Origin of the sequence: Streptomyces auratus (assembly GCF_050433025.1) — a bacterium.
Classification (GTDB): Bacteria; Actinomycetota; Actinomycetes; order Streptomycetales; family Streptomycetaceae; genus Streptomyces; species Streptomyces sioyaensis.
Map to the genome: position 1 here is coordinate 919,726 of NZ_JBNGCB010000001.1, position 20,137 is coordinate 939,862.

A 20,137-nucleotide genomic window follows, 5' to 3' on the forward strand; every position below is an offset into this window, starting at 1 on the left:
CACCCCGGCTCCGCGTACGCGTCAGCCGCTGCCCTCGCACTGCCAGCTGTAGAACTGCTGGGCCTGTGCGTCCTTGGGGCTTCGCCAGGTCTCCGGGTCGTAGGCGCTGACGAAGGCGGAGAGCCGCTCGCTGACGTTGCGGAACTCGGGGTGCTCCGCCACCTTGGCGATCTCCGGGCCGGGCGGCCGGTCGGATTCGATGAGGTGCAGATACACGTCACCGAACTGGAAGAGCGTCCGCCGCTTGACCCCGACCAGGTGGGGCAGCTCCGTACGGTCGGAGGCCCGGAAGACCTCGGCGATGTCCGGGGCGGAGCCGGGGGCCATGCGGGCGACGATCAGAGCGTGATGCATCAGGGGGGTCCCTTCATTGCCGCCGGGTGGCGGTCCGGACGCGGCCTGGCGGGCCGTCAGCTGACGGTGGCGGAGCGACGCTCGCGGTCCCGCTGTTCGATCTTGTCCCGGATGAGCTCCAGCTGGATCCGGGAGTTGCGGTTGATGAGCTCGGTCATGCCCTTGTCGTCGACCGGCGCATCGGGCTTCATGGCGAAGTCCTGGGTCCAGTGCATCGACGTGCCGCCCGGGATCTCGGCGTACTTCCAGTGGATGTCCATGTGCGCGAAGGGACCGGTCTCCACGCGGCGGGCGCGCACCGTGCGGCCCTTGCGGTCGACGGTCCGCTCGGAGACCCAGCTCCAGACGGTGCCGTTGTCGTCCGGGTGCATCGTCAGCCGGAAGGTGGTCTTGTCGCCCTCCCTGGAGAGCACCTCGACCGAGGCGTACTCGCTGAACAGCTGCGGCCAGTTCTCGATGTCGTTGGTGATGTCCCAGACGAGGTCGAGGGGCGCCGCGATGGTGATGTCGTTCTCGGTGTGGCCGGACATGTCAGGCTCCTGTCGTAGGAACGGATTCGGGTGCGGTGTTGACGAGGTCGAGGAAGTCGCGCGGCGTCTTGCAGCGCTCGGCGTCGGTCGGCATCGGCCGGCCCTGCCGGTTCTCCAGCTCGCCCACGATGCCGAGGAGGCCGAGCGAGTCCAGGCCGAACTCGGCGAAGGTCGCGTCGGGCCGGTTCGCCAGCTCCTTCGGATCGACGGTGAGGCCGGCAGCGGACTTCATCAGCGCGGCCAGCTCATTGAGCGTCAGTTGAGCGTTCATGCGGGGTTCTCCTTCTCACGAGGGGGACCCGGAGCCCTGCCGCAGCACCATCGCCGCGTTCGAGCCCATCAGTCCCCGGCTCAGCACCAACGCCGTCCGCAACTCGCCGGGGCGGGCCCGGCCGGTCACCACGTCGAGGTCATGGCAGACGTCGACGACGTTGGGGGTGGGCGGCACGACGCCGTGCTCCATGGCGAGCACCGCGGCCGCGGCGTCCAGTACGGGGGCACCGCAGTACGCCCGGCCGGTACCGGTCTTGGGTGCCGTCACCGGGACCTGCGCGGCGTGCCGCCCCAGGGCATCCGCGAGCGCCAGCGCCTCGGCCCGGTCGGCCGCAGGGACACCGAGCGCGTCGGCGAACACCACGTCTATCTCCTCCGGGGCGCACCGCGCGTCCTGCAGTGCGCCGCGGATCGCATGCGCCAGCCCCTCCCGGGACTCCTCCCACAGGGAGGCCCCGGTGAAGGTCGCGGCATGCCCGGCCAGCACGGCCCGGACGGTCGCCCCGCGGTCGACGGCGGCCGCCTCCTCCTCGACGATCAGCATCGCGCCGCCCTCGGCGGGCACGAATCCGCACGCACCGCTGGTGAACGGGCGGTAGGCGCGGGCCGGATCGTCGAGCCGGCTCAGATCGTCGTAGCCGAGCTGGCAGACGACCGAGTAGGGGGCCAGCGGTGCCTCCGCGGCGCCCACGACGACGGCATCGGTGCCGCGCCGTATGGTGCGGGCGGCATGCGCCAGCGCGTCCAGGCCGCCGGCCTCGTCGCTGGCCACCACTCCGCACGGCCCCTTGAAGCCGCCGCGGATGGAGATCTGGCCGGTGCTCGCCGCGTAGAACCAGGCGATGGACTGGTACGGACCGACGTAACGGGAGCCCTGGCCCCAGAGCCGTTGCAGCTCCCGCTGGCCGAACTCACCGCCGCCCGATCCGGCGGCCGTGACGACTCCCACCGCGAACGGTGAGTCGTTGTAGTCGGCGCGGCCCATCCGGGCGTCGTCCAGCGCGAGGTTGGCCGCCGCCATGGCGAAGTGCGTGAACCGGTCGGTCTGGACGAGGTAGCGCTCCTCGATCAGATCCCCCGGGTCGAAGCCGCGGACCTCGCCCGCGACCTTGAGCGGCAGATGTTCGCACCCGTCGCGGGTGACGTGGTCGAGGACGCTGATGCCCTCGACGGTCGCCTTCCAGAAGGTCTCGGTGCTCACCCCGTTGGGGGCGATGACGCCGATGCCGGTGACGACGGAGCGACGTTCCTTCGGGGAGCTCATCGTGCCCTCCCACCCTGTTGGGTCAGTACCACCGCTGACTGGAAACCACCGAACCCGCTGCCGACCGAGAGCACCGAACGCAGCGGCAGCTCCCGTGCCGTCTTGGGCACGTAGTCGAGGTCGCACTCCGGGTCCGGAGTCTCGTAGTTGGCCGTCGGCGGCACCACCTGGTGCGTGAGTGCCAGCACACAGGCCACGATCTCGATCGCGCCGATGGCGCCCAGTGAGTGGCCGACCATGGATTTGATGGAACTCATCGGGATCTTGCGGGCGTGTTCGCCCAGCGACCGCTTGACCGCGGCCGTTTCGTGCCGGTCGTTCTGCTGGGTGCCCGAGCCGTGGGCGTTGACGTAGTCCACCTGAGTGGCGTCGAGCCTGGCGTGGGCCAGGGCCCGGTTGATCGCCTCGGCCATCTCCAGGCCTTCCTGGGTCAGGCCGGTCATGTGGTAGGCGTTGCCGAAGGTGGCATAGCCACGGATCTCGCAGTGGATGTGCGCACCGCGGGCGCGGGCGTGTTCCAGCTCTTCCAGCACGAGGACGGCGCCGCCCTCACCCATCACGAACCCGTCGCGGTGGGCATCGAACGGCCGTGAGGCATGGGCGGGGTCGTCGTTGTTGGGGGAGGTCGCCTTGATGGCGTCGAAGCAGGCGACCGTGATCGGGGAGATCGGTGAGTCCGACGCACCGGCGATGCACACATCGGCCTTGCCCTCCTCGATGGAGTGGAAGGCGTAGCCGATGGCGTCGAGGCCGGAGGTGCAGCCCGTGGAGACGGTCTGCACCGGCCCGTGCGCACCGACCTGCTCGGCCACCGCGGAGGCGAGCGAACTCGGGGAGAACGCCCGCTCCAGATAGCGGCCGGCCGGACGGTGGTCGACATCCCACCGTTGCCCGTGGCCGCTGACGGCGACGTAGTCGTGTTCCAGCCGCGTGGTGCCGCCGACGGCGGTGCCCAGGGACACCCCGATGCGCCAGGGATCCTCCGCCCCGGCGTCCAGCCCGGCGTCGCGCAGCGCCTCGCTCGCGGCGACCATGGCGAACTGGACGTACCGGTCCGAGCGGGCCACCTGCTCGCTGCTCAGACCGTGGGCCGCGGGATCGAAGTCGCACTCGGCGGCGATACGCGAGCGGAACCCCTCCGGATCGAAGAGGGTGATCCCACGGGTCGCCGTACGTCCGGCGGACAGCAGGTCCCAGAAGGCGGGCACCCCCACACCGCCGGGCGCGACGATACCGACGCCGGTGACCGCCACGCGGCGGGTCATGACACCGGCTCCGTGCGTTCGGGCGGTGCGGCGGGGGTGCTCTCCTCCGTGCCCTCGGTGTCGACGTGCCCGAGCTCGGGGCGCGGGGCCAGCGGACCGAGGTGGAAGACCATCCGGGCCTCCACGTCCCCCACGTTGCGGAAGCGGTGCCGCATATAAGGGGGAATCAGCAGACCCTGGTCCGGGCGCAGCGGGTGCGCCTCCCCGTCGAGGTCCACTTCGAGGGCGCCCTGGACGACGTACACGAACTCCTCGGAGTACGGGTGGTAGTGCTCGCCGATGCGCTCGCCGGGCTGGACGAGTGCCATGCCCATGAAGCCGCTCGTGGCGCCCACCGCAGTAGGTGTCAGCATGGCGCGCAGGTCACCTCCGCGCCGGCGGTTGGGCTGGGTCTCGCTGAGGTCCACGATGCGTGGGCGGTGCGTGGTCATGGCTGATTCCTCCAGGGGCGTGGGGCCGGCGGTTGAGGGGGGACGGGACCTGCTGCGGGCGGGTGCGCTCAGGCGTCCGGCGCCCGGCGGTCGGTGATGAGGGCCATGTCGGAGCGCTCGAGGAAGTGCGCCACCTCGCGGTCGTTCGACAGACCGCCGGCCACATCGGTGTCGAGGAGGCGCCGCAGCACCGCCGTCTTGCGGGGACCGCGGACACCCAGCGCCAGCATGGGATCGCTGTCGAGGGGAATCCGCAGATCGATGAGCCGGACCACCACGTCGTCGCGCTGGAAGACGGTGCTGCCGGTGATGGGGCACTGCGGGTCGTCCGCGGCCAGCTCGTCCTGGTGGGCCAGCATCCTGGCCAGGGCCATCCCGCACCCCTCTTTGGCGGGGTAGAACAGCGCGTGCCGGCGGATGCCGTCGGGCTGCTGTCCGCTCGCCGCGACGTGGTGCACCGCGGGCAGGGCGGCGCGGGTGAAGAACACCCGGGCGGAGTTCGGGTCGCTGAGGTCGCGGTCCTGCTCCAGATACGGGTTGACGGCCTCCTCGACGGCCCGGATCTCGGGCTGCTGGGAGATGTGCCGCAGCGCCGCGACCAGGTCGCCCTGCACCTCCACCGTGCGCACGACGCGGTTGCCGTGCATGAACAGGGAGGTGCGGCGCAGCCGCGTGGTGTCGTCGACCCGGGCCTCCGGAGAGGTGTAGCCGGCGAGGATCTCCGCGACCATCGATTCGCTGCCCGGCTTCACGGTGAAGGTCAGTGCGTGCCGGACGACGCCGTCGCCGACGCGGGGGTTGGCCTGCAGCCGGCCCTTGGGGGGCTCGGGGGCGAGGCTGGCGATGTTCGAGGTCTCGCGCAGGACGCTGAAGCGCAGCGACCGGGTGTCGCGCACACAGCTGTGCAGCGGCTGGACCATCTTGACGTGTTCCTCGCTGTTGACCCAGGCGAGGAAGGGCGGTGCGCTCTCCCACTCACTGGTGATGAGCCACTGCGAGGGGTTCTCGATGGACTGGCACAGTTGGTCGTTGATGTGCCCGGGGACGGACGCGACCTGATTGCGCAGGTGCTCATAGGCTTCCATGAAGCGCTGCTGGGCTCCCTCGTGGAGATCCAGAAGCAGCACGACCCGAAGCCGCGAGCCGTCGAAGGCTGACTGGGATATTCGTTCCGACAGCGTTGTCATCGTCTACGCATCTCCTTCGGGGCCCGGTGGCCCCAGTGGTGCGTCGTCAGTTCCGGTGCGATCCGGTGACTGAGCCGGATGGTGGGGCGGCCTGCCCGGTGTCCGGGGGGCGTCCCGGATTCGATCGTGGCCGGGACCCACGGGCGGCGCGAGATCTGTGAGCCATGCAGGTGAACGGTGATCGAACAGAGCCGGGGCCGCGGACCCGTGCTCCATCTGCCGTACGCATCCGTGCCGCTGGAGCACGCGAGGAACCACCCCGCCGGGAACGGATCCCGGTACCCGTCGTGGTCGGGCCGCAGGTCGGCGCCTCGCCCCGCCGTTCCCGGGACCTCCGGGCGTCCGTCAGCCGCCGGTCGGGGAGGCCGGGCACCTCCCGCCCGCGTGGGTGACGGGGAACGACGTCCGCACGGGGGACTGTTCGGGGAGGCCGGTCCGAACAGCGGCTCCGCGGGGCCGCCTCGGCCCGGGCCGACAACCACGGGGGCCGGCAGGCCCGTTCACGCACCGGCGGCAACCAGGAGTGGCTGCCGCTCTCCGCCGCAGTCGTGCTCCTCCGCACCGGATGCGCGGAGCGTCACCGCGGTCCTCGGGCCGACGGCGTCCGGCCGCCGGTGGGCCACCGGCAGCGCCGGGTCCGCCCCGCAGCCCGGGCCCGGGCCGGGGCGAGACCCGGCGGACTTCACCGGTGGGCCACGGCACCGGTCTCCTCTCCCCTGCAACGGCCGCACTGGGCCCGGACGTTGAGGTCCCGGACGAGGCTCCATGACATGCCGCCGGACAGGCCGCTCAGCGGTACCCGGCCGACCGGTTCCTCCTCACCGGCGCCCCGGGCCGACACGAAGCGTCCCCCATCGGCGCGGGACGCACAGCGGCCGGACCCCGGGGCGCACGAGGCTGCCGAGCAACAAGCGACCGACCGAACGTCCCCCGGTCCCTTCGCGGCGCGAACGTATCTTCTGCCCGTCACCACCGCAGGGGCTTCTGAGAGCCGTCCCGGCCGCGTCCCGCAACTCGGGGGCCGAATTCCGGTTGAGTCCGGACATGGACGCCGAGAAGCCCGCCTCGCACCCCTTCCAGCGCATCTCCCTCCCCCGCCGGCCGCCGCCGCTGCCGCCCCCCGACCCCCAGGCACGGCGCCCGGCCGAGGGGGAGACGCCGATCTTCGACCAGCTGCTCAAGGAGTGGCGCTCGGGGGAGCTCCGGCCGGTCGTGTCCTGGCCGGTCGACGATCCGGGGAAGATCAGGGCGGGCGCCGCTGTTGGGACGGAGGATGGACGTCCCTGTCCGCGGACCCGTAACGAGGAGCATGACCGTGAGCCTGTACGACATCCCCCTGCGCACCCTGACCGGTGAGCCCGCTTCCCTCGCCGACTACCGGGGCAAGGCCCTGCTGGTGGTGAATGTGGCGTCCAAATGCGGACTGACCCCGCAGTATGCGGGCCTGGAGCGGCTGCAGCAGCGCTACGGGGACCGTGGTTTCGCTGTGCTGGGCTTCCCCAGCAACCAGTTCGCGGGCCAGGAGCCGGGCACCGCGGAGGAGATCGCCACGTTCTGCTCGGCGACGTACGGCGTGAGTTTCCCGCTGTTCGAGAAGACCGACGTCAACGGCGCGGACCGGCACCCGCTGTATGCGGCGCTGACCGCCACCGAGGATGCCGAGGGCGCGGCCGGTGACATCCAGTGGAACTTCGAGAAGTTCCTGATCGATGCCGGGGGCGAGGTCGCGGGCCGCTTCCGGCCGCGCACCGACCCGGAGGCCGAGGAGCTGGTCGGCGCCATCGAGGCGGCCCTGCCGGCCTGAGTCCGGGACCGGGCCGGCGAGGAGTGGGGCCGGCGGCGTCCGGGCCCGTCAGGCGACGGCGCTGCCGGCGCTGTCCGTGACCCCGGCCGGCCCGGTGGCCTCGGCCCGGGCGTCCATGGCGCCCTCGTCGTCGGGGACGAGGTCGAAGCTGCCGGTCAGCCCAGTCATGCGCAGCAGCCGCGCGACGCTCCCGTCGCCGGTGGCCCCGCTCAGCCGTAGCCTGCCGCCCCGCTGCCGGATGCGCTGGCGGGCGCGGCTGAGCAGGGACAGTCCGGCGCAGTCGATGAACGTCACCGCGCGCACGTCCAGCACGAGATCGACGCCCTGGGCGCCGGTGATGTCGTCCAGCCGGTCGGACAGCACCGACACGGCGAGGATGTCCAGCTCACCGCGGATTTCGAGAAGGGTGGTGCCGCCCGCCGCACGGCTGGGTCCCACGAGTCTCGGGTAGTACTGACCTTCATCCATCGGCCCGGCCCACTTTCATGCCGAGGCGCGAGATATGGCCACGCGTCTGCGGCGGAGATGTTCGGAACGTGTGGGGGGCGCCCGGCGCAATCCGGGCGGGTCGGCCCGTTTCCGGGTCGTTGGTGGTGTGGTGGTGTGTCTGCTGTGCCCTTGCGTTTCTGCAGCTGTGCCCGTAGTTGACTACGGCTTACCCGCAGCTCGGGGGCCTCAAGTCCCGGCGCACGACTCAGCTCCAGGTTGTCTCAAAGTCGCCCCTGGCGGGTGTGGCCGGGATAGGCGACCAAGGCCCGCTGCTCCTACTGCGCCCCGTACCCCGCCGACCAAGGTGGCCTGCTCGCCCGCCCGCGCCACCGACCTGCTCCCGTAGACCTGGACGGCATGGATCACGCGCAGGTCAGGCCATGTCCCGGCCGAACCGGAGATACCGTCCGTTTGGCGCGGATAACACGCTTTCGACCGAATTAGACTGTCCGAACGGCCGGAAGTGAGAGGTGTGCCCTGAAGCCGTCGGACCCCGCGGGAGATTTTCCCGACCGCACCGCGCGGAGCTTGCGCGCGCTGGCGGGCGGGCCGATCTCCCGTCTCCCGCAGCTCCTGGAAGCGATGGTGACGGTCGGTTCCGATCATGATCTGCGCCGTGCGCTGGACCGTATCGCCGAGAACGCCGCCGCGCTGACCGGAGCGCGTCACGCCGCTGTCAGCCTCCTCGACGAGGACGGCGACGGCCCCGGCGAGCTGATCACCCACGGCCCCTCCCCCGCCTCCGAGCAGCCCGCCGGAACATTTCTGGAGGTGCCCATACAGGTGCAGGGCGAGCTGTTCGGCACGCTGTGCGTGGCGGGGAAGGACGGTTGCGGGGGGTTCGGCGACGCGGATCTGCACCTGGTGCGGGTGCTGGCCACCCAAGCCGGCATCGCCGTGAGCAATGCCCGGACGCACGCGGCCGCCCGGCAGCGCAGACGCTGGATCGACGGGACGGCCTCCGTGACCACGGCGCTGCTGACCGAGCCCGACACCCGCTCGACGACACCCAACGCCCTGACCGTCGTCGCGGAGCAGGGCCGGGACCTGGCCGAGGCGGCCACCGGCGCGGTGCTGCTGCCGCACCCCGAGGGCGGTATGGAGATCGTGGCGATCTCCACCGTGCTGCCCGAGGCGGTACGGGTCGAGTCCGAGCGCGCCAGGATCCCGCCGCAGAGCCCGGCCGTCCATCAGATACGCGCCGGGCTCGCGGTGTTCTCCGACAACTTCGGCGGCGACCCCCGCTCGATCTCCCCGCTCTCGCGCCACTACGGCCCGATGATGCTGCTGCCACTGCGCAGCAGCGGGCGGGTGCTGGGCGCCCTCGCGCTGTGCCGCAGGCCCGGCGAGCGCCGCTTCAGCCACACCGAGCGGACCCTGGGGACGCAGTTCGCCGCCCAGGCCGCGGTGGCGCTCGTCCTCGCCGACCGGCACCGCGACCGCGAACAGCTCGCCGTCTTCGAGGACCGCGACCGCATCGCCCGCGATCTGCACGATCTGGTCATCCAGCGGCTGTTCGCCACCGGGATGCTGCTGGAGACCGCCCGGCGCAAGGCGCAGCTGCCGGAGGTGGCGGAGGGGGTCGGCCAGGCGGTCGACGAGCTGGACGCGACGATCCAGGAGATCAGGTCGGCGATCATCGCGCTGCAGCAGGGGCCGGCCGCGGTGCCCGGACTCCGTACCCGCGTACTGCGGGAGGCCGCGGCCGCCACCCCCGTGCTCGGCACCCGGCCGTCGGTGCAGTTCCTCGGCCCGGTCGAGGCGCGCCTCGACGACGAGGCCGGCCGGGAACTGCTGGCGGCGCTGGCCAAGGCGCTGGCCGAGGCAGCCCCGTCGGTCTCCGCCGCGGCCTACCCGGTCCGCACCGAGGTCGTCGTGGACACCCTCGCCACACTCCCCGACGGCCGCCCCGCGGTACGCCTGACCGTCAGCGTCCCGGCCGACACCGAGGCCCTCACGGTCTGGGAACGCCCGCTCTGACGAGCCCGCGCCCTCGTCGATGGGCTCCCCACGAGGCGGTTTCCGCGGCTCGGGTGGCCAACGGCGATCCTTGTGAGTGAGCGTGGAGGAATCAATTGACCTCAACATTGCTTGAGGTCCTAGGTTGCTCTTATGTCGCCGGTCACGCACGGCGATCCCGTGACGACCCCGACGGCTTGGAGGCCACGATGGACATGGAAGTCACCGCCTGGCATGCGCTGCACAGCACGATGACCGCGCAGCAGGGCCGGCGCCGCTTCTCCCGCGGCACGCTGCGCCGCATCGCGGCGTTCGCCCGCCCGCACCGCCGCCGGCTGCTGTGGTTCCTCGTCCTGAGCACGGTGACCGCGATGCTCGCGGTGGCCACCCCGCTGCTCGCCGGCCGGGTGGTGGACGCGATCGTGAACGGCGACCCGTCGGGCGTGGTCATCGGCCTGTCCGGGCTGATCGCCGTGATCGCGGTCGCGGAGGCGGGACTGGGGCTGCTGACCCGCTGGCTGTCGGCGAGCATCGGTGAGGGGCTGATCCTCGATCTGCGGACGACCGTGTACGACCACGTCCAGCGGATGCCGATCGCGTTCTTCACCCGCACCCGCACCGGCGCGCTGGTCAGCCGTCTGAACAACGATGTGATCGGCGCCCAGCGGGCGTTCAGCGACACCCTCTCCGGGGTCGTCAGCAATATCGTGACGCTGCTGCTCACCCTCGTGGTGATGCTCGGCCTGTCCTGGCAGATCACCCTGATCGCGCTGGTGCTGCTGCCGGTGTTCGTGCTGCCCGCCCGCCGGGTCGGCCGGCGGCTGGCGGACCTGCGCCGGGAGGGGGCCGACCACAACGCGGCAATGGGCACCCAGATGACCGAGCGGTTCTCCGCGCCCGGCGCCACCCTCGTCAAGCTGATGGGCCGGCCGGCGCGCGAGTCCGCCGAATTCGCCACCCGGGCCCGCCGGGTGCGCGACATCGGGGTCCGTTCGGCGATGGTCCAGACGTACTTCGTCACGGCCCTCACCCTGGTCTCCGCCCTGGCGCTGGCCGTGGTCTACGGGCTGGGCGGATTCCTCGCCCTGCACGGACAGCTGGAGCCCGGTGCGATCGTCTCGCTCGCTCTGCTGCTCACCCGGCTCTACGCCCCGCTGACCGCGCTGTCCGGCGCCCATATCGAGGTGATGAGCGCGCTGGTCAGCTTCGAGCGGGTCTTCGAGGTGCTCGACCTGAAACCGCTGATCACCGAGAAGCCGGACGCCCGCGCGGTGCCCGACGGCCCGGTGTCGGTGGAGTTCGACGCCGTCCGCTTCGGCTACCCGTCCGCGGACAAGGTCTCGCTGGCCTCCCTGGAGGAGGTCGCCGTCCTCGACACCCGTGGCGGCGAAGAGGTCCTGCACGGCATCTCCTTCCGCGCCGAACCGGGCCAGATGGTCGCCCTGGTCGGCTCCTCGGGCGCCGGCAAGTCGACCGTGGCGCAGCTGCTGCCACGGCTGTACGACGCCGATGCCGGTGCGGTCCGGCTGTCCGGGGTGGACGTCCGCGATCTGACGGCGGCCTCGCTGCGCGACGTCCTGGGGATGGTCACCCAGGACGGGCACCTCTTCCATGACTCGATCCGCGAGAACCTGCTGCTGGCCAGGCCGGAGGCGACCGAGGCCGAGCTGTGGGACGCATTGCGCCGAGCCCGTCTGGAGGAGCTGATCGCCGGGCTTCCCGATGGTCTGGACACCGTCGTCGGCGAGCGCGGCTACCGTCTCTCCGGGGGCGAACGGCAGCGGCTGACCATCGCCCGGCTGCTGCTCGCCCACCCCCGGGTGGTGATCCTGGACGAGGCCACGGCCCATCTGGACAACACCTCCGAGGCGGCCGTGCAGGAAGCCCTCACCGAGGCGCTCGACGGCCGTACCGCCCTGGTCATCGCCCACCGGCTGTCGACCGTACGGGCCGCGGACGTGATCCTCGTCGTCGAGGACGGGCGGATCGTCGAGCGCGGGACGCACGAGACCCTGCTGGCGGACGACGGGCGGTACGCGGAGCTGTACCGGACCCAGTTCGCCGACTCGGAGGACCGCCGGAAGGCCGCCGGGGAGGAAGCCGGCCGCCCGGACGCGGGGCCGGATCTGCTGCCGGAGTCGGCGCTGGCGAACTGAGGCGGACACGCCCCAGGGCGTGTCCGCAGGGTCCCGTCGTCCGCCCGCAGGGCGGGGCCCGCGGCGTCTGGTGCGTGCGATCGCAAGGCGGAGGGTCGTCCTCGTAGTGGGTCTACGTGGACGATCCGACAACGCAGCGAGCGCGCGTGCCAGGCGTCGCGGGCCAGGCGGGACTCTGCGGACACGCCCTGGGCCCCCGCCTCTTGGCGGGGGCCCGTGCCATGCCGAAAACTGAGGCGATGACGCAGCGCGCGGAACACTCCACGGTCATGGACCGCCTGGCCCTCGACGATCTGATCAACGGCTATGCCCGCGCCGTGGACGACGGCGACTGGCCCGGCTATCTGGCCCTGTTCACCCCTGACGGACGGGCCGACTACCGCTCGGCCGGCGGCATCGAAGCCGGCACCGAGGACATCGCGGCCTGGCTGGCCGAGATGCTGCGGCAGTTCGCGATGCGGCAGCATCTGATCGTCAACCGCCGAATCGAGCTCAACCGGCGCGACGGTGCACCCGGCGACACCGCCACCATCCAGGCCGACTACCTCAACCCGATGCGGCTCGCCCGCCCCGCCGCGGACGCCGGCGACGACGACCCGACCGCCCCCAATTACACCTGCGGCGGCCGCTACGACTTCACCGCCCGCCGTACCCCCGACGGCTGGCGGCTGACCGGGGTCGTGGTCCACGAGAAGTGGCGGCAGGTGCGTCCCCTCGGCGACTGACCGTCCCGCTCCCCTCCCGGTCCGGAATCGGCCGTTGCGGCGACACCCCCTTTCCTTGATCCGCCGGCCCGCGCAGACTGGCCGTCCGGCCCGCGGACACCGGGACGAGGGAGGCGGCATGGACGGAGCGCTCGGCCACCGGCCGCGGTGGCTCGGCTCCCCCTGGGTACGGGGCGTGGCCGCCGCCCTCGCCGGCGCGGTGCCTGCCCTCACCTTTCCCGCGCCGTCGTGGTGGTGGCTGGCGTATGTCGCGCTGGTCCCCTGGCTGCTGCTGGTGCGGTCGGCGCCGACGTACCGGCAGGCCGCGCTGGACGGCTGGCTGGGCGGCACCGGCTTCATGCTCGCCGTCCACCAATGGCTGCTGCCGAGCCTGCACGTCTTCATCCTCCTGCTCGCCCTGCTGCTCGGGGCGCTGTGGGCGCCGTGGGGGCTGCTGGTGCGCGCGCTGCTGGGCGGCGCGCCCGGACCGGACGGAACGGCGGGCGGCGCGAGGCGGCCGGCGACGGGCCGGCGGTACGCCGCCGCGCTGGTGCTGGTGCCCTCGGGCTGGCTGATGGTCGAACTGGTCCGCTCCTGGGAGTACTTGGGCGGGCCCTGGGGACTGCTGGGCGCCGGACAGTGGCAGGTGACGCCCGCGCTGCGGCTGGCGTCGGTCGGCGGGGTGTGGCTGCTGAGCCTGCTGATCGTGGCGGTGAACACCGCGGTGGCCGAGCTGATCGCCCGTCCCGCGGCCTGGCTGCCGGCCGTCTCGGGGCTGCTGGTGTGCGCGCTGGCGGGCACCGCGGCGTGGCTCTGGGCGCCGGTCCCCCGCACCGCCGGCACGGTGCGGTTCGCGGTCGTCCAGCCCGGCCCGACCGGGCCCCCGTCGGCGCGGCTGGCCCGGAGCGAAGCGCTCACCCGGTCGCTGGCGGGCCGCGGGGTACGGCTGATCGTCTGGGGGGAGAGCAGCCTTTACGAGGACCCGGCGGACCGCCCGGCGCTCGCCGCCCGCCTCGCCGCCCTCTCCCGGCAGACCGGCGCCGAGCTGTTGGTCAACGCCGACTCGCCCAAGGCCGGCCGGGCCGGTATCTACAAGAGCGCGGTGCTGATCGGACCGGACGGGCCGACCGGTGACCGCTACGCCAAGATGCGGCTGGTGCCCTTCGGCGAGTACATACCCTTCCGGCCCGTACTGGGCTGGGCGACCCGGGTGGGCAAGGCGGCCACCACCGACCGGCTGCGCGGTACCCGTCAGGTGCTGCTGCCGGTGGCCACCGCGGGCGGGCTGCGCATCGGGCCGCTGGTGTGCTTCGAGTCCGCCTTCCCCGACATGAGCCGTCATCTGGCGCGGGAGGGTGCGCGGGTGCTGGTCGCCCAGTCCTCGACCTCGACCTTCCAGCACAGCTGGGCGCCCGCACAGCACTCCTCACTGGCCGCGCTGCGCGCCGCGGAGAACTGGCGGCCGATGGTGCATGCCACGCTCACCGGCATCAGCGCGGTGTACGGCCCGCGCGGCGAGCAGATCGGCGCGCGGCTGGGCACCGACCGCAGCGCGGCGGCCGTCTACGACCTGCCGCTGGCCGAGGGCACCAGCCCGTACACCCGGTTCGGTGACTGGGCGGTGTACGGGGCGGTGGGCGCGCTGGTGCTCGCCGGCGGGTACGCGGGGCTGCGGGCGCTCAGCAGGCGGCCTGCGCCAGGGCGTCGGTGATCACCCGTTCGCACAGTTCGTGGGTGCGCAGCGCGTCCCGGGCGGACGGCTGCCGGCCGGCCCGTACGTCGTCCAGGAACGCCAGCACGATCTGCTCGATGCCGCGCTGGCGGGCGACCGGCACCCAGTCGCCGCGGCGCCGGATGCTCGGCTGTCCCTTGTGGTCGATGACCTCGGAGAGATTGACGACCTGACGCCTGGTGTCCTGCCCGGAGACCTCGAGGACCTCCTCCGCCGAACCGCTGAGGCGGTTCATGAGGCCCAGGGCGGTGAAGCCGTCGCCGGACAGCTGGAGCACCACATGCTGCATCAGCCCCTCCCGGATCCTGGCGCGCACATCGATGTGGTCGACCTCGCCGGGGACCAGGAACCGCAGGGTGTCGACGACATGGATGAAGTCGTCCAGCACCAGCGTGCGCGGGTCCTCGGGCAGGCCGATGCGGTTCTTCTGCATCAGGATCAGCTCGCGGGCGTGCTCGCGGCACTGGGTGTAGGCGGGCGCGAAGCGGCGGTTGAAGCCGACGGTGAGGCCCACGCCGCGGTCCTCGGCGAGCGCGACCAGGCGCTGGGAGACGGCGAAGTCGTAGGAGAGCGGCTTGTCGACATATGTCGGCACGCCGGCTTCGAGCAGCCGGGTCACGAGCTCGGGGTGCGCGGCGGTGGCGGCATGCACGAAGGCCGCGTCCAGGCCGGTGGCGAGCAGTGCGTCCAGGTCGGTGTGGAGCTGTGCGCCGGGCAGCCGGAGGGTGTCGCCGACGCGTTGGAGGGTGGCCGGGGTACGGGTGTGCAGGTGCAGTTCGAGACCCGGTTGTGTGCCCAGGACCGGGAGGTACGCCTTCTGGGCGATGTCGCCGAGTCCGATGCAGCCGACCTTCACTCATGCTCCCTGGGTTGTACCGCGTTCCTGGCGCCTGGCGTGCCGGAAGCATACGTGCCGGCCGGCGGCCGCCGGCCGGCGATCTCGTCGGCTGAAGACCCGCCGTCCCGGACGCGGACGCCCTACGGCGTATGCCCCGCCGCCCGGTCGATCCGCAGCTGGAGCCGGTCGATCGCGTCCCGCAGGCCCTGGCGGTATTCGCCGTCGGCGAGGGCGTTGGCCGACGCCCTCGCCCGCCGCAGCTGGGCACGGGCATCGGCCGGACGGTCGAGGGCGGCGTAGTCGGCCGCGATATTGAGATGGAGGGAGGGGAAGAACGCCCGGAGCGCGATGAGGGGGTGGCGGGGGCCGGGGCCGTCGGCGACCTTCGGCTCCACGGGCGCGGCGGCGGTGCCCGCGGGCCGCTCGGTGACGAAGCCTTCGGCCGCCTCCAGGGCCCTGAGGTCCCAGTCGAGTTCGTCCCGGGGGTCGTCCTGGGTGTCGGCCATGTAGTGGGCGAGGGTGCAGCGGTGGAAGGCGTCGCCCTGCGGCCCGATCTCGTGCCACAGCGCCGAGAGGCGGTTGCGTGCCTCTTCCCGGTCGCCGGCGCGGTGCAACATGATCGCCTGGCCGATCCGGGTCAGCACGCCGTCCTCGGGCGTCGCCTGCCGCCGCTTCTCCATCACCGCGCACTCCCGGATCGTTCACCACCGCCAACGTCGTTGCCTCGACGCTAACCGCCGGACGGGACCTGCGCGCGGTGTGCGCGACGCGCCCGGGCGGCGGGCCTGACCGCGCCGCGCCGCCGGACCTGCCCGGTGGCTCAGCCCAGGTCGGGGATGCGCCAGTCGATCGGCGCATGGCCCTGGGCGGCGACCGCCGCATTGATCTGGGTGAAGGGCCGGGAGCCGAAGAACTTCTTCGCCGACAGCGGGGAGGGGTGCGCGCCCTGCACCACGGCATGCCGCTCCTCGTCGATCAGCGGCAGCTTCTTCTTGGCGTAATTCCCCCACAGCACGAAGACCGCCGGCTCGGGCCGGGCGGCGACCGCGCGGATCACCGCGTCGGTGACCTTCTCCCAGCCCTTGCCCTTGTGCGAATTGGCTTCGGCCTCGCGGACCGTGAGGACGGCGTTCAGCAGCAGCACCCCCTGCTGGGCCCACGGCATCAGATAGCCGTTGTCCGGAATGGGGTGGCCCAGCTCCTCCTTCATCTCCTTGTAGATGTTCCGCAGCGACGGCGGTGTCTTGACGCCGGGCTGCACGGAGAAGCACAGACCGTGGCCCTGGCCCGCGCCGTGGTACGGGTCCTGGCCCAGGATGAGCACCTTCACCTGGTCGTAAGGGGTCGCCTCCAGCGCCGCGAAGACCTGCTCGCGGGGCGGGTAGACCGGACCGTTGGCCCGCTCCTGCTCGACGAAGTCGGAGAGCTCCTTGAGATAGGGCTTCTCCCACTCCTCGCCGAGGGCCTCGCGCCAGGACTCGGGCAGCATGTCGGTCACCACGTCAACAACCTCCGGTGTGCGTTGCGTTCTCAGCATCAGAACCTACCGGCGGCCACTGACAACGCGGTCTGCGGGCCGATCGGGCCTCCCGCGGCGGTGGCCGGGCAGCGGGCGGTGCCGGGCCGCGCCGACCCGCCTTGTCAGGATCCCATGCCTTCCCGGCGGGTTCGCCGACGCGCGTGGTGCCGGCCCCCGCGAGGGGCCGGCACCACGGATTCTCCTCGGAGCGCACACCGGTGCGAGGCCTCCCCGGGGCCCGGCCCGATGCCGTCGGACCCCGGCGTAGAGAGCCCTGCGTAGAGAGCCCTGCGTTCAGACCCCGGTGTTGAGGGACAGGCCGCCATCGACGACCAGGTTCTGGCCAGTGATCCAGCCCGCGGCGTCGGACAGCAGGAAGGCCGCGGCCCCGCCGATGTCCTCCGGGACGCCCAGCCGCGCCATGGGGTAGCCGGCCGCGGCCTCCTCCTCACGGTTCTCGTACAGCGCGGCGGCGAACTTGGTCTTGACCACCGCGGGCGCGATGGAGTTGACCCGCACCCCCGGCGCGAATTCGTGGGCGAGCTGCAGCGTCAGGTTCACCATCGCGGCCTTGCTGATCCCGTACGCGCCGACGAACGGCGAGGCGGAGAGGCCGGCGATCGAGGCGATGTTGACGATCGCGCCGCCGTTGTCCTTCTGCCAGGCGTGCCAGGTGCGCTGCGCGAAGCCGAGCGCCGAGACGACGTTGGTCTCGAACACCTTGCGGGCGACGCCCAGGTCGAGGTCGGCGATGGGGCCGAACACCGGGTTCGTCCCGGCGTTGTTGACGAGGTAGTCGACGCGGCCGAAGGTCTCCATGGCGCGCTCGACGGCCACGGCCTGATGGGCCTCGTCATGCGCCTTACCGGCGACGCCGAGCACCCGGTCGGCGCCCAGCTTCTCGGCGGCCTCCTTGAGGGCGTCCTCGTTGCGGCCGGTGATGACGACCCGGTCACCGCGGGCGACCAGGGCCTCCGCGATGCCGTAGCCGATGCCGCGGCTGGCGCCGGTGACCAGCGCCACCTTGCCGGAAGGCTCGGGCAAGCCGCTGTTCTGCTCGGTCATGTCCAGTACTCCTGAAGTCGGTGGGGCGGTCAGTTGAGCGGGCCACCGGCGACGTACATGACCTGGCCGGAGACGAAGCCGGCCGCCTCGCCGGTGAAGAAGGCGATGGCGTTCGCGATGTCCTCGGGCCGGCCGACGCGCTGCACGGGGATCTGCGTGGCGGCCGCGGCCTGGAACTCCTCGAAGCCCATCCCCACGCGCTCGGCGGTGGCGGCGGTCATGTCGGTGACGATGAATCCGGGGGCGACGGCGTTGGCGGTGACCCCGAACTTGCCGAGCTCGATGGCGAGGGTCTTGGTGAAGCCCTGCAGACCGGCCTTCGCCGCCGAGTAGTTGGCCTGGCCGCGGTTGCCGAGCGCCGAGCTGGAGGAGAGGTTGACGATCCGGCCGAACTTGGCGTCCACCATGTGCTTCTGACAGGCGCGAGCCATCAGGAACGCACCGCGCAGATGCACGTTCATGACGGTGTCCCAGTCGATCTCGCTCATCTTGAACAGCAGGTTGTCGCGCAGCACGCCGGCGTTGTTGACGAGGACGGTCGGCGCACCGAGCTCGGAGGCGACCCGCGCGACCGCCGCGTCGACCTGCTCCGCGTCGGAGACGTCGCAGCCGACCGCGATGGCCTTGCCGCCGGCCGCGGTGATCTTCTCGACGGTGTCCTTGCACGCCGCCTCGTCGAGGTCGAGTACGGCGACGGCACGGCCCTCGGCGGCCAGGCGTACGGCGGTGGCCGCGCCGATGCCGCGGGCCGCGCCCGTCACGATGGCGACGCGCTGCTCGGTGGTGGACATGCGGGTTCTCCTCACCCTAGAAACCTCGACAAGCGGCCCGCCCCACCGATTCCGGGGTGAGCAACCGCTTAGTAGCCTGAGCAGGGCTGACGCTAGAAGCCCGGCAGGGCGCTGTCAACGCCCCACCACTGCGCCGTTGCCCACCTCACCGCGCGGCGGCCCGGGAACCGGCGGCATCGCGCCGCACGACAGAGCGCCCGGCCCGCCCGACGGCGGAACCGGGCGCCCTCGGCGCATCCGCGGTCCTCAGCGCACCAGCAGTTCCAGCAGCCGCGCGGCCTCGGTGGTGGGATCGGCGGTCAGTCCGGTGTGCACCGGTCCCGGCTGGACGATGGTGCTGCGCGGCGCCACCAGCCACCGGAACCGGCGCCCCGCGTCGTCCCCCGCCGCCTGCCCGGCCCGCTCGCCGCCCGCGCAGATGCCCTCGACGGCGCCGAGCGCGGCGCGTACCCCGGCCACGTCGGTGGTGGGGTCCAGGGCCAGCAGCCGGGCCTCGTCCAGATGGGTCCGGGCCTCGACGAAGCGCCGGGCGTGGCAGTACACGACCACCCCGGCATTGATCATCTCGCCGCGCTCGACCCGGGGCACGACCCTCAGCAGGGCGTATTCGAAGACGTCGCGTCCGTTGTGCAGACCGGTCACTTCACTGCCCTCCGTGCCAGCCGTGCGGCCAGCCATTCCGGTGCCTGCGAGGGCTTGTCCTTGGTCGGTTCCCCCAGGGTGATGTGGTCGCTGATGGTCCGGGCGCGGGCCAGCAGCGTGGTCACGTACGCCTGGCGCAGCGCCTCCGGGGAGTCGAAACCGGGCTCGTCGGCCAGCCATTCGTCCGGAACCTCGGCCGCGATGCCGGTCAGCAGCTCCTCCGTGATCTGCGGGGCGAACTCCTCGGCCGCCGCGGCGAGATCGGGACCGAACGTGGCCAGCACATGGTCGGAGGCGTTGTACGGCCGGGCCGAAGCCTTCTGCGCACTGGGCCAGTTGTGGTGCCAGATCATCGCCGCACCGTGGTCGATCAGCCACAGTTCGCCGTGCCAGACCAGCAGATTGGGGTTGCGCCAGGACCGGTCGACGTTGTTGATCAGTGCGTCGAACCACACCACGCGGCCCGCCTCGCGGGGCGTCACCTCGAAGGCCAGCGGATCGAAGCCCAGTGATCCGGGGAGGTAGTCCATGCCCAGATTGAGCCCGCCGCTGGCCTTCAGCAGCTCCTGGACCTCCTGGTCGGGCTCGCCCAGCCCGATGACGGGGTCGAGCTGCATCCGCACCAGGTCCGGCACCCGCAGCCCGAGCCGGCGGCCCAGCTGCCCGCAGATGATCTCGGCGACGAGTGTCTTGCGCCCCTGCCCGGCGCCGGTGAACTTCATGATGTAGGTACCGAGATCGTCGGCCTCGACGATTCCCGGAAGCGAGCCGCCCTCACGCAAGGGCGTGACATAGCGGGTCGCCACGACTTCGGTCAGCATGATCCCAGTCTCCACGACTCATCTACGTTGCAATCCACGGCCAATCCCCTACAGGTGCACCCCAGGTCAGCGTCGCGCTCAACCCCGGGGAGACTCTGGGGAGTTCCGACTGGCATCCCGCTCCCCCTCTCTTCCGCGCAGCCCGTCGGTGGCCGCGCGCGCCTCGAATCCGGCCTCCGGCATAAAGTGGGCATCATAACCGAGCGTGACCACTTCGCCCCCATGAATATGTCTACGCCGTACCCGGCCGGGGCCCGGCTCCAGAAGCGCACCGAGCACGGGCGCACGCCCCCTGCACATCGCTTCCGGCACG

At 72.0% G+C, this 20,137-nt stretch carries 20 protein-coding genes; 5 read left to right on the forward strand and 15 right to left on the reverse strand.

Annotated features, from left to right (window positions below; translation table 11 throughout):
* Positions 1-21 precede the first annotated feature (21 nt).
* The 7 genes from BKA18_RS03755 to BKA18_RS03785 form a co-directional block, all read right to left on the reverse strand.
* Positions 22-354: a TcmI family type II polyketide cyclase gene (locus BKA18_RS03755; RefSeq protein WP_093481888.1), complete on the reverse strand. Its 333-nt coding sequence runs from the start codon at positions 352-354 to the stop codon at positions 22-24.
* Between the two features lie 56 nt (positions 355-410).
* Positions 411-884, reverse strand: a complete 474-nt coding sequence (locus tag BKA18_RS03760; RefSeq protein WP_006606509.1) for an SRPBCC family protein — start codon at positions 882-884, stop codon at positions 411-413.
* 1 nt (position 885) lies between these two features.
* Entirely contained in the window at positions 886-1,155 is a 270-nt protein-coding gene (locus tag BKA18_RS03765; RefSeq protein ID WP_006606508.1) for an acyl carrier protein, read from the reverse strand.
* A gap of 15 nt (positions 1,156-1,170) precedes the next feature.
* The gene (locus tag BKA18_RS03770; RefSeq protein ID WP_006606507.1) at positions 1,171-2,421 is read right to left on the reverse strand and encodes a beta-ketoacyl synthase N-terminal-like domain-containing protein; all 1,251 of its coding nucleotides are present in this window, start codon (positions 2,419-2,421) and stop codon (positions 1,171-1,173) included.
* A complete protein-coding gene (locus BKA18_RS03775; protein WP_006606506.1) occupies positions 2,418-3,686 on the reverse strand; it encodes a beta-ketoacyl-[acyl-carrier-protein] synthase family protein in 1,269 nt (422 codons plus the stop codon). Before BKA18_RS03775 ends, BKA18_RS03770 begins: the two co-directional genes overlap by 4 nt.
* Positions 3,683-4,117, reverse strand: a complete 435-nt coding sequence (locus BKA18_RS03780) for a cupin domain-containing protein (RefSeq protein ID WP_006606505.1) — start codon at positions 4,115-4,117, stop codon at positions 3,683-3,685. Before BKA18_RS03780 ends, BKA18_RS03775 begins: the two co-directional genes overlap by 4 nt.
* A 68-nt stretch (positions 4,118-4,185) precedes the next feature.
* Positions 4,186-5,304: a SchA/CurD-like domain-containing protein gene (locus BKA18_RS03785; RefSeq protein WP_006606504.1), complete on the reverse strand. Its 1,119-nt coding sequence runs from the start codon at positions 5,302-5,304 to the stop codon at positions 4,186-4,188.
* A gap of 1,315 nt (positions 5,305-6,619) precedes the next feature.
* Between BKA18_RS03785 and BKA18_RS03790 the strand changes: the two genes are divergently transcribed.
* Entirely contained in the window at positions 6,620-7,108 is a 489-nt protein-coding gene (locus BKA18_RS03790; RefSeq protein WP_366046129.1) for a glutathione peroxidase, read from the forward strand.
* Between the two features lie 48 nt (positions 7,109-7,156).
* On the opposite strand, the gene BKA18_RS03795 is transcribed toward BKA18_RS03790, so the two are convergent.
* A complete protein-coding gene (locus BKA18_RS03795) occupies positions 7,157-7,546 on the reverse strand; it encodes an STAS domain-containing protein (RefSeq protein WP_366046097.1) in 390 nt (129 codons plus the stop codon).
* A 579-nt stretch (positions 7,547-8,125) separates the two neighbouring features.
* Between BKA18_RS03795 and BKA18_RS03800 the strand changes: the two genes are divergently transcribed.
* The 4 genes from BKA18_RS03800 to lnt all read left to right on the forward strand — a co-directional run bounded on the left by BKA18_RS03800 (position 8,126) and on the right by lnt (position 14,127).
* Positions 8,126-9,577 carry a GAF domain-containing protein gene (locus BKA18_RS03800; protein WP_366046098.1) on the forward strand — a complete coding sequence of 484 codons (1,452 nt, stop codon included), beginning with the start codon at positions 8,126-8,128 and terminating at the stop codon, positions 9,575-9,577.
* A 188-nt stretch (positions 9,578-9,765) separates the two neighbouring features.
* Positions 9,766-11,712, forward strand: coding sequence for an ABC transporter ATP-binding protein (locus tag BKA18_RS03805; RefSeq protein WP_366046099.1), 1,947 nt, complete (start codon positions 9,766-9,768; stop codon positions 11,710-11,712).
* 239 nt (positions 11,713-11,951) lie between these two features.
* Complete coding sequence (locus tag BKA18_RS03810) at positions 11,952-12,437, forward strand: nuclear transport factor 2 family protein (protein ID WP_006606499.1); 486 nt, start codon at positions 11,952-11,954, stop codon at positions 12,435-12,437.
* Positions 12,438-12,555: 118 nt separating this feature from the next.
* Positions 12,556-14,127 (forward strand): apolipoprotein N-acyltransferase, encoded by a 1,572-nt coding sequence (gene lnt / locus BKA18_RS03815; protein WP_366046100.1) that lies wholly within the window; start codon positions 12,556-12,558, stop codon positions 14,125-14,127.
* On the opposite strand, the gene BKA18_RS03820 is transcribed toward lnt, so the two are convergent.
* The 7 genes from BKA18_RS03820 to BKA18_RS03850 all read right to left on the reverse strand — a co-directional run bounded on the left by BKA18_RS03820 (position 14,096) and on the right by BKA18_RS03850 (position 19,824).
* Positions 14,096-15,004 carry a Gfo/Idh/MocA family protein gene (locus tag BKA18_RS03820; RefSeq protein ID WP_366046101.1) on the reverse strand — a complete coding sequence of 303 codons (909 nt, stop codon included), beginning with the start codon at positions 15,002-15,004 and terminating at the stop codon, positions 14,096-14,098. The genes lnt and BKA18_RS03820 overlap by 32 nt on opposite strands.
* A 122-nt stretch (positions 15,005-15,126) precedes the next feature.
* A complete protein-coding gene (locus BKA18_RS03825) occupies positions 15,127-15,666 on the reverse strand; it encodes a hypothetical protein (RefSeq protein ID WP_366046102.1) in 540 nt (179 codons plus the stop codon).
* A gap of 140 nt (positions 15,667-15,806) precedes the next feature.
* Positions 15,807-16,475 carry a uracil-DNA glycosylase gene (locus BKA18_RS03830; RefSeq protein WP_429638374.1) on the reverse strand — a complete coding sequence of 223 codons (669 nt, stop codon included), beginning with the start codon at positions 16,473-16,475 and terminating at the stop codon, positions 15,807-15,809.
* A 324-nt stretch (positions 16,476-16,799) separates the two neighbouring features.
* Positions 16,800-17,570 (reverse strand): SDR family oxidoreductase, encoded by a 771-nt coding sequence (locus BKA18_RS03835; RefSeq protein ID WP_366046104.1) that lies wholly within the window; start codon positions 17,568-17,570, stop codon positions 16,800-16,802.
* Between the two features lie 29 nt (positions 17,571-17,599).
* Positions 17,600-18,361, reverse strand: a complete 762-nt coding sequence (gene fabG, locus BKA18_RS03840) for a 3-oxoacyl-ACP reductase FabG (protein WP_366046105.1) — start codon at positions 18,359-18,361, stop codon at positions 17,600-17,602.
* 246 nt (positions 18,362-18,607) lie between these two features.
* Positions 18,608-19,039 carry a DUF3037 domain-containing protein gene (locus BKA18_RS03845; RefSeq protein WP_051007040.1) on the reverse strand — a complete coding sequence of 144 codons (432 nt, stop codon included), beginning with the start codon at positions 19,037-19,039 and terminating at the stop codon, positions 18,608-18,610.
* On the reverse strand, positions 19,000-19,824 hold the full coding sequence (locus BKA18_RS03850; protein WP_366046106.1) for a HipA family kinase: 825 nt from the start codon (positions 19,822-19,824) through the stop codon (positions 19,000-19,002). The genes BKA18_RS03845 and BKA18_RS03850 overlap by 40 nt, the downstream gene beginning before the upstream one ends.
* Positions 19,825-20,137: the final 313 nt, after the last annotated feature.

Excerpts from the sequence above, each read along its gene's own strand:
- BKA18_RS03755 (WP_093481888.1), bottom strand. The coding sequence starts at position 354 with ATGCATCACGCTCTGATCGTCGCCCGCATGGCCCCCGGCTCCGCCCCG.
- BKA18_RS03765 (WP_006606508.1), bottom strand. The coding sequence starts at position 1,155 with ATGAACGCTCAACTGACGCTCAATGAGCTGGCCGCGCTGATGAAGTCC.
- BKA18_RS03770 (WP_006606507.1), bottom strand. The coding sequence starts at position 2,421 with ATGAGCTCCCCGAAGGAACGTCGCTCCGTCGTCACCGGCATCGGCGTC.
- BKA18_RS03850 (WP_366046106.1), bottom strand. The coding sequence starts at position 19,824 with ATGCTGACCGAAGTCGTGGCGACCCGCTATGTCACGCCCTTGCGTGAG.
- BKA18_RS03760 (WP_006606509.1), bottom strand. The coding sequence starts at position 884 with ATGTCCGGCCACACCGAGAACGACATCACCATCGCGGCGCCCCTCGAC.
- BKA18_RS03805 (WP_366046099.1), top strand. The coding sequence starts at position 9,766 with ATGGACATGGAAGTCACCGCCTGGCATGCGCTGCACAGCACGATGACC.
- BKA18_RS03830 (WP_429638374.1), bottom strand. The coding sequence starts at position 16,475 with ATGCTGCCCGAGTCCTGGCGCGAGGCCCTCGGCGAGGAGTGGGAGAAG.
- BKA18_RS03835 (WP_366046104.1), bottom strand. The coding sequence starts at position 17,570 with ATGACCGAGCAGAACAGCGGCTTGCCCGAGCCTTCCGGCAAGGTGGCG.
- BKA18_RS03775 (WP_006606506.1), bottom strand. The coding sequence starts at position 3,686 with ATGACCCGCCGCGTGGCGGTCACCGGCGTCGGTATCGTCGCGCCCGGC.
- BKA18_RS03845 (WP_051007040.1), bottom strand. The coding sequence starts at position 19,039 with ATGGCTGGCCGCACGGCTGGCACGGAGGGCAGTGAAGTGACCGGTCTG.
- BKA18_RS03810 (WP_006606499.1), top strand. The coding sequence starts at position 11,952 with ATGACGCAGCGCGCGGAACACTCCACGGTCATGGACCGCCTGGCCCTC.
- fabG (WP_366046105.1), bottom strand. The coding sequence starts at position 18,361 with ATGTCCACCACCGAGCAGCGCGTCGCCATCGTGACGGGCGCGGCCCGC.
- BKA18_RS03780 (WP_006606505.1), bottom strand. The coding sequence starts at position 4,117 with ATGACCACGCACCGCCCACGCATCGTGGACCTCAGCGAGACCCAGCCC.
- lnt (WP_366046100.1), top strand. The coding sequence starts at position 12,556 with ATGGACGGAGCGCTCGGCCACCGGCCGCGGTGGCTCGGCTCCCCCTGG.
- BKA18_RS03785 (WP_006606504.1), bottom strand. The coding sequence starts at position 5,304 with ATGACAACGCTGTCGGAACGAATATCCCAGTCAGCCTTCGACGGCTCG.
- BKA18_RS03825 (WP_366046102.1), bottom strand. The coding sequence starts at position 15,666 with ATGGAGAAGCGGCGGCAGGCGACGCCCGAGGACGGCGTGCTGACCCGG.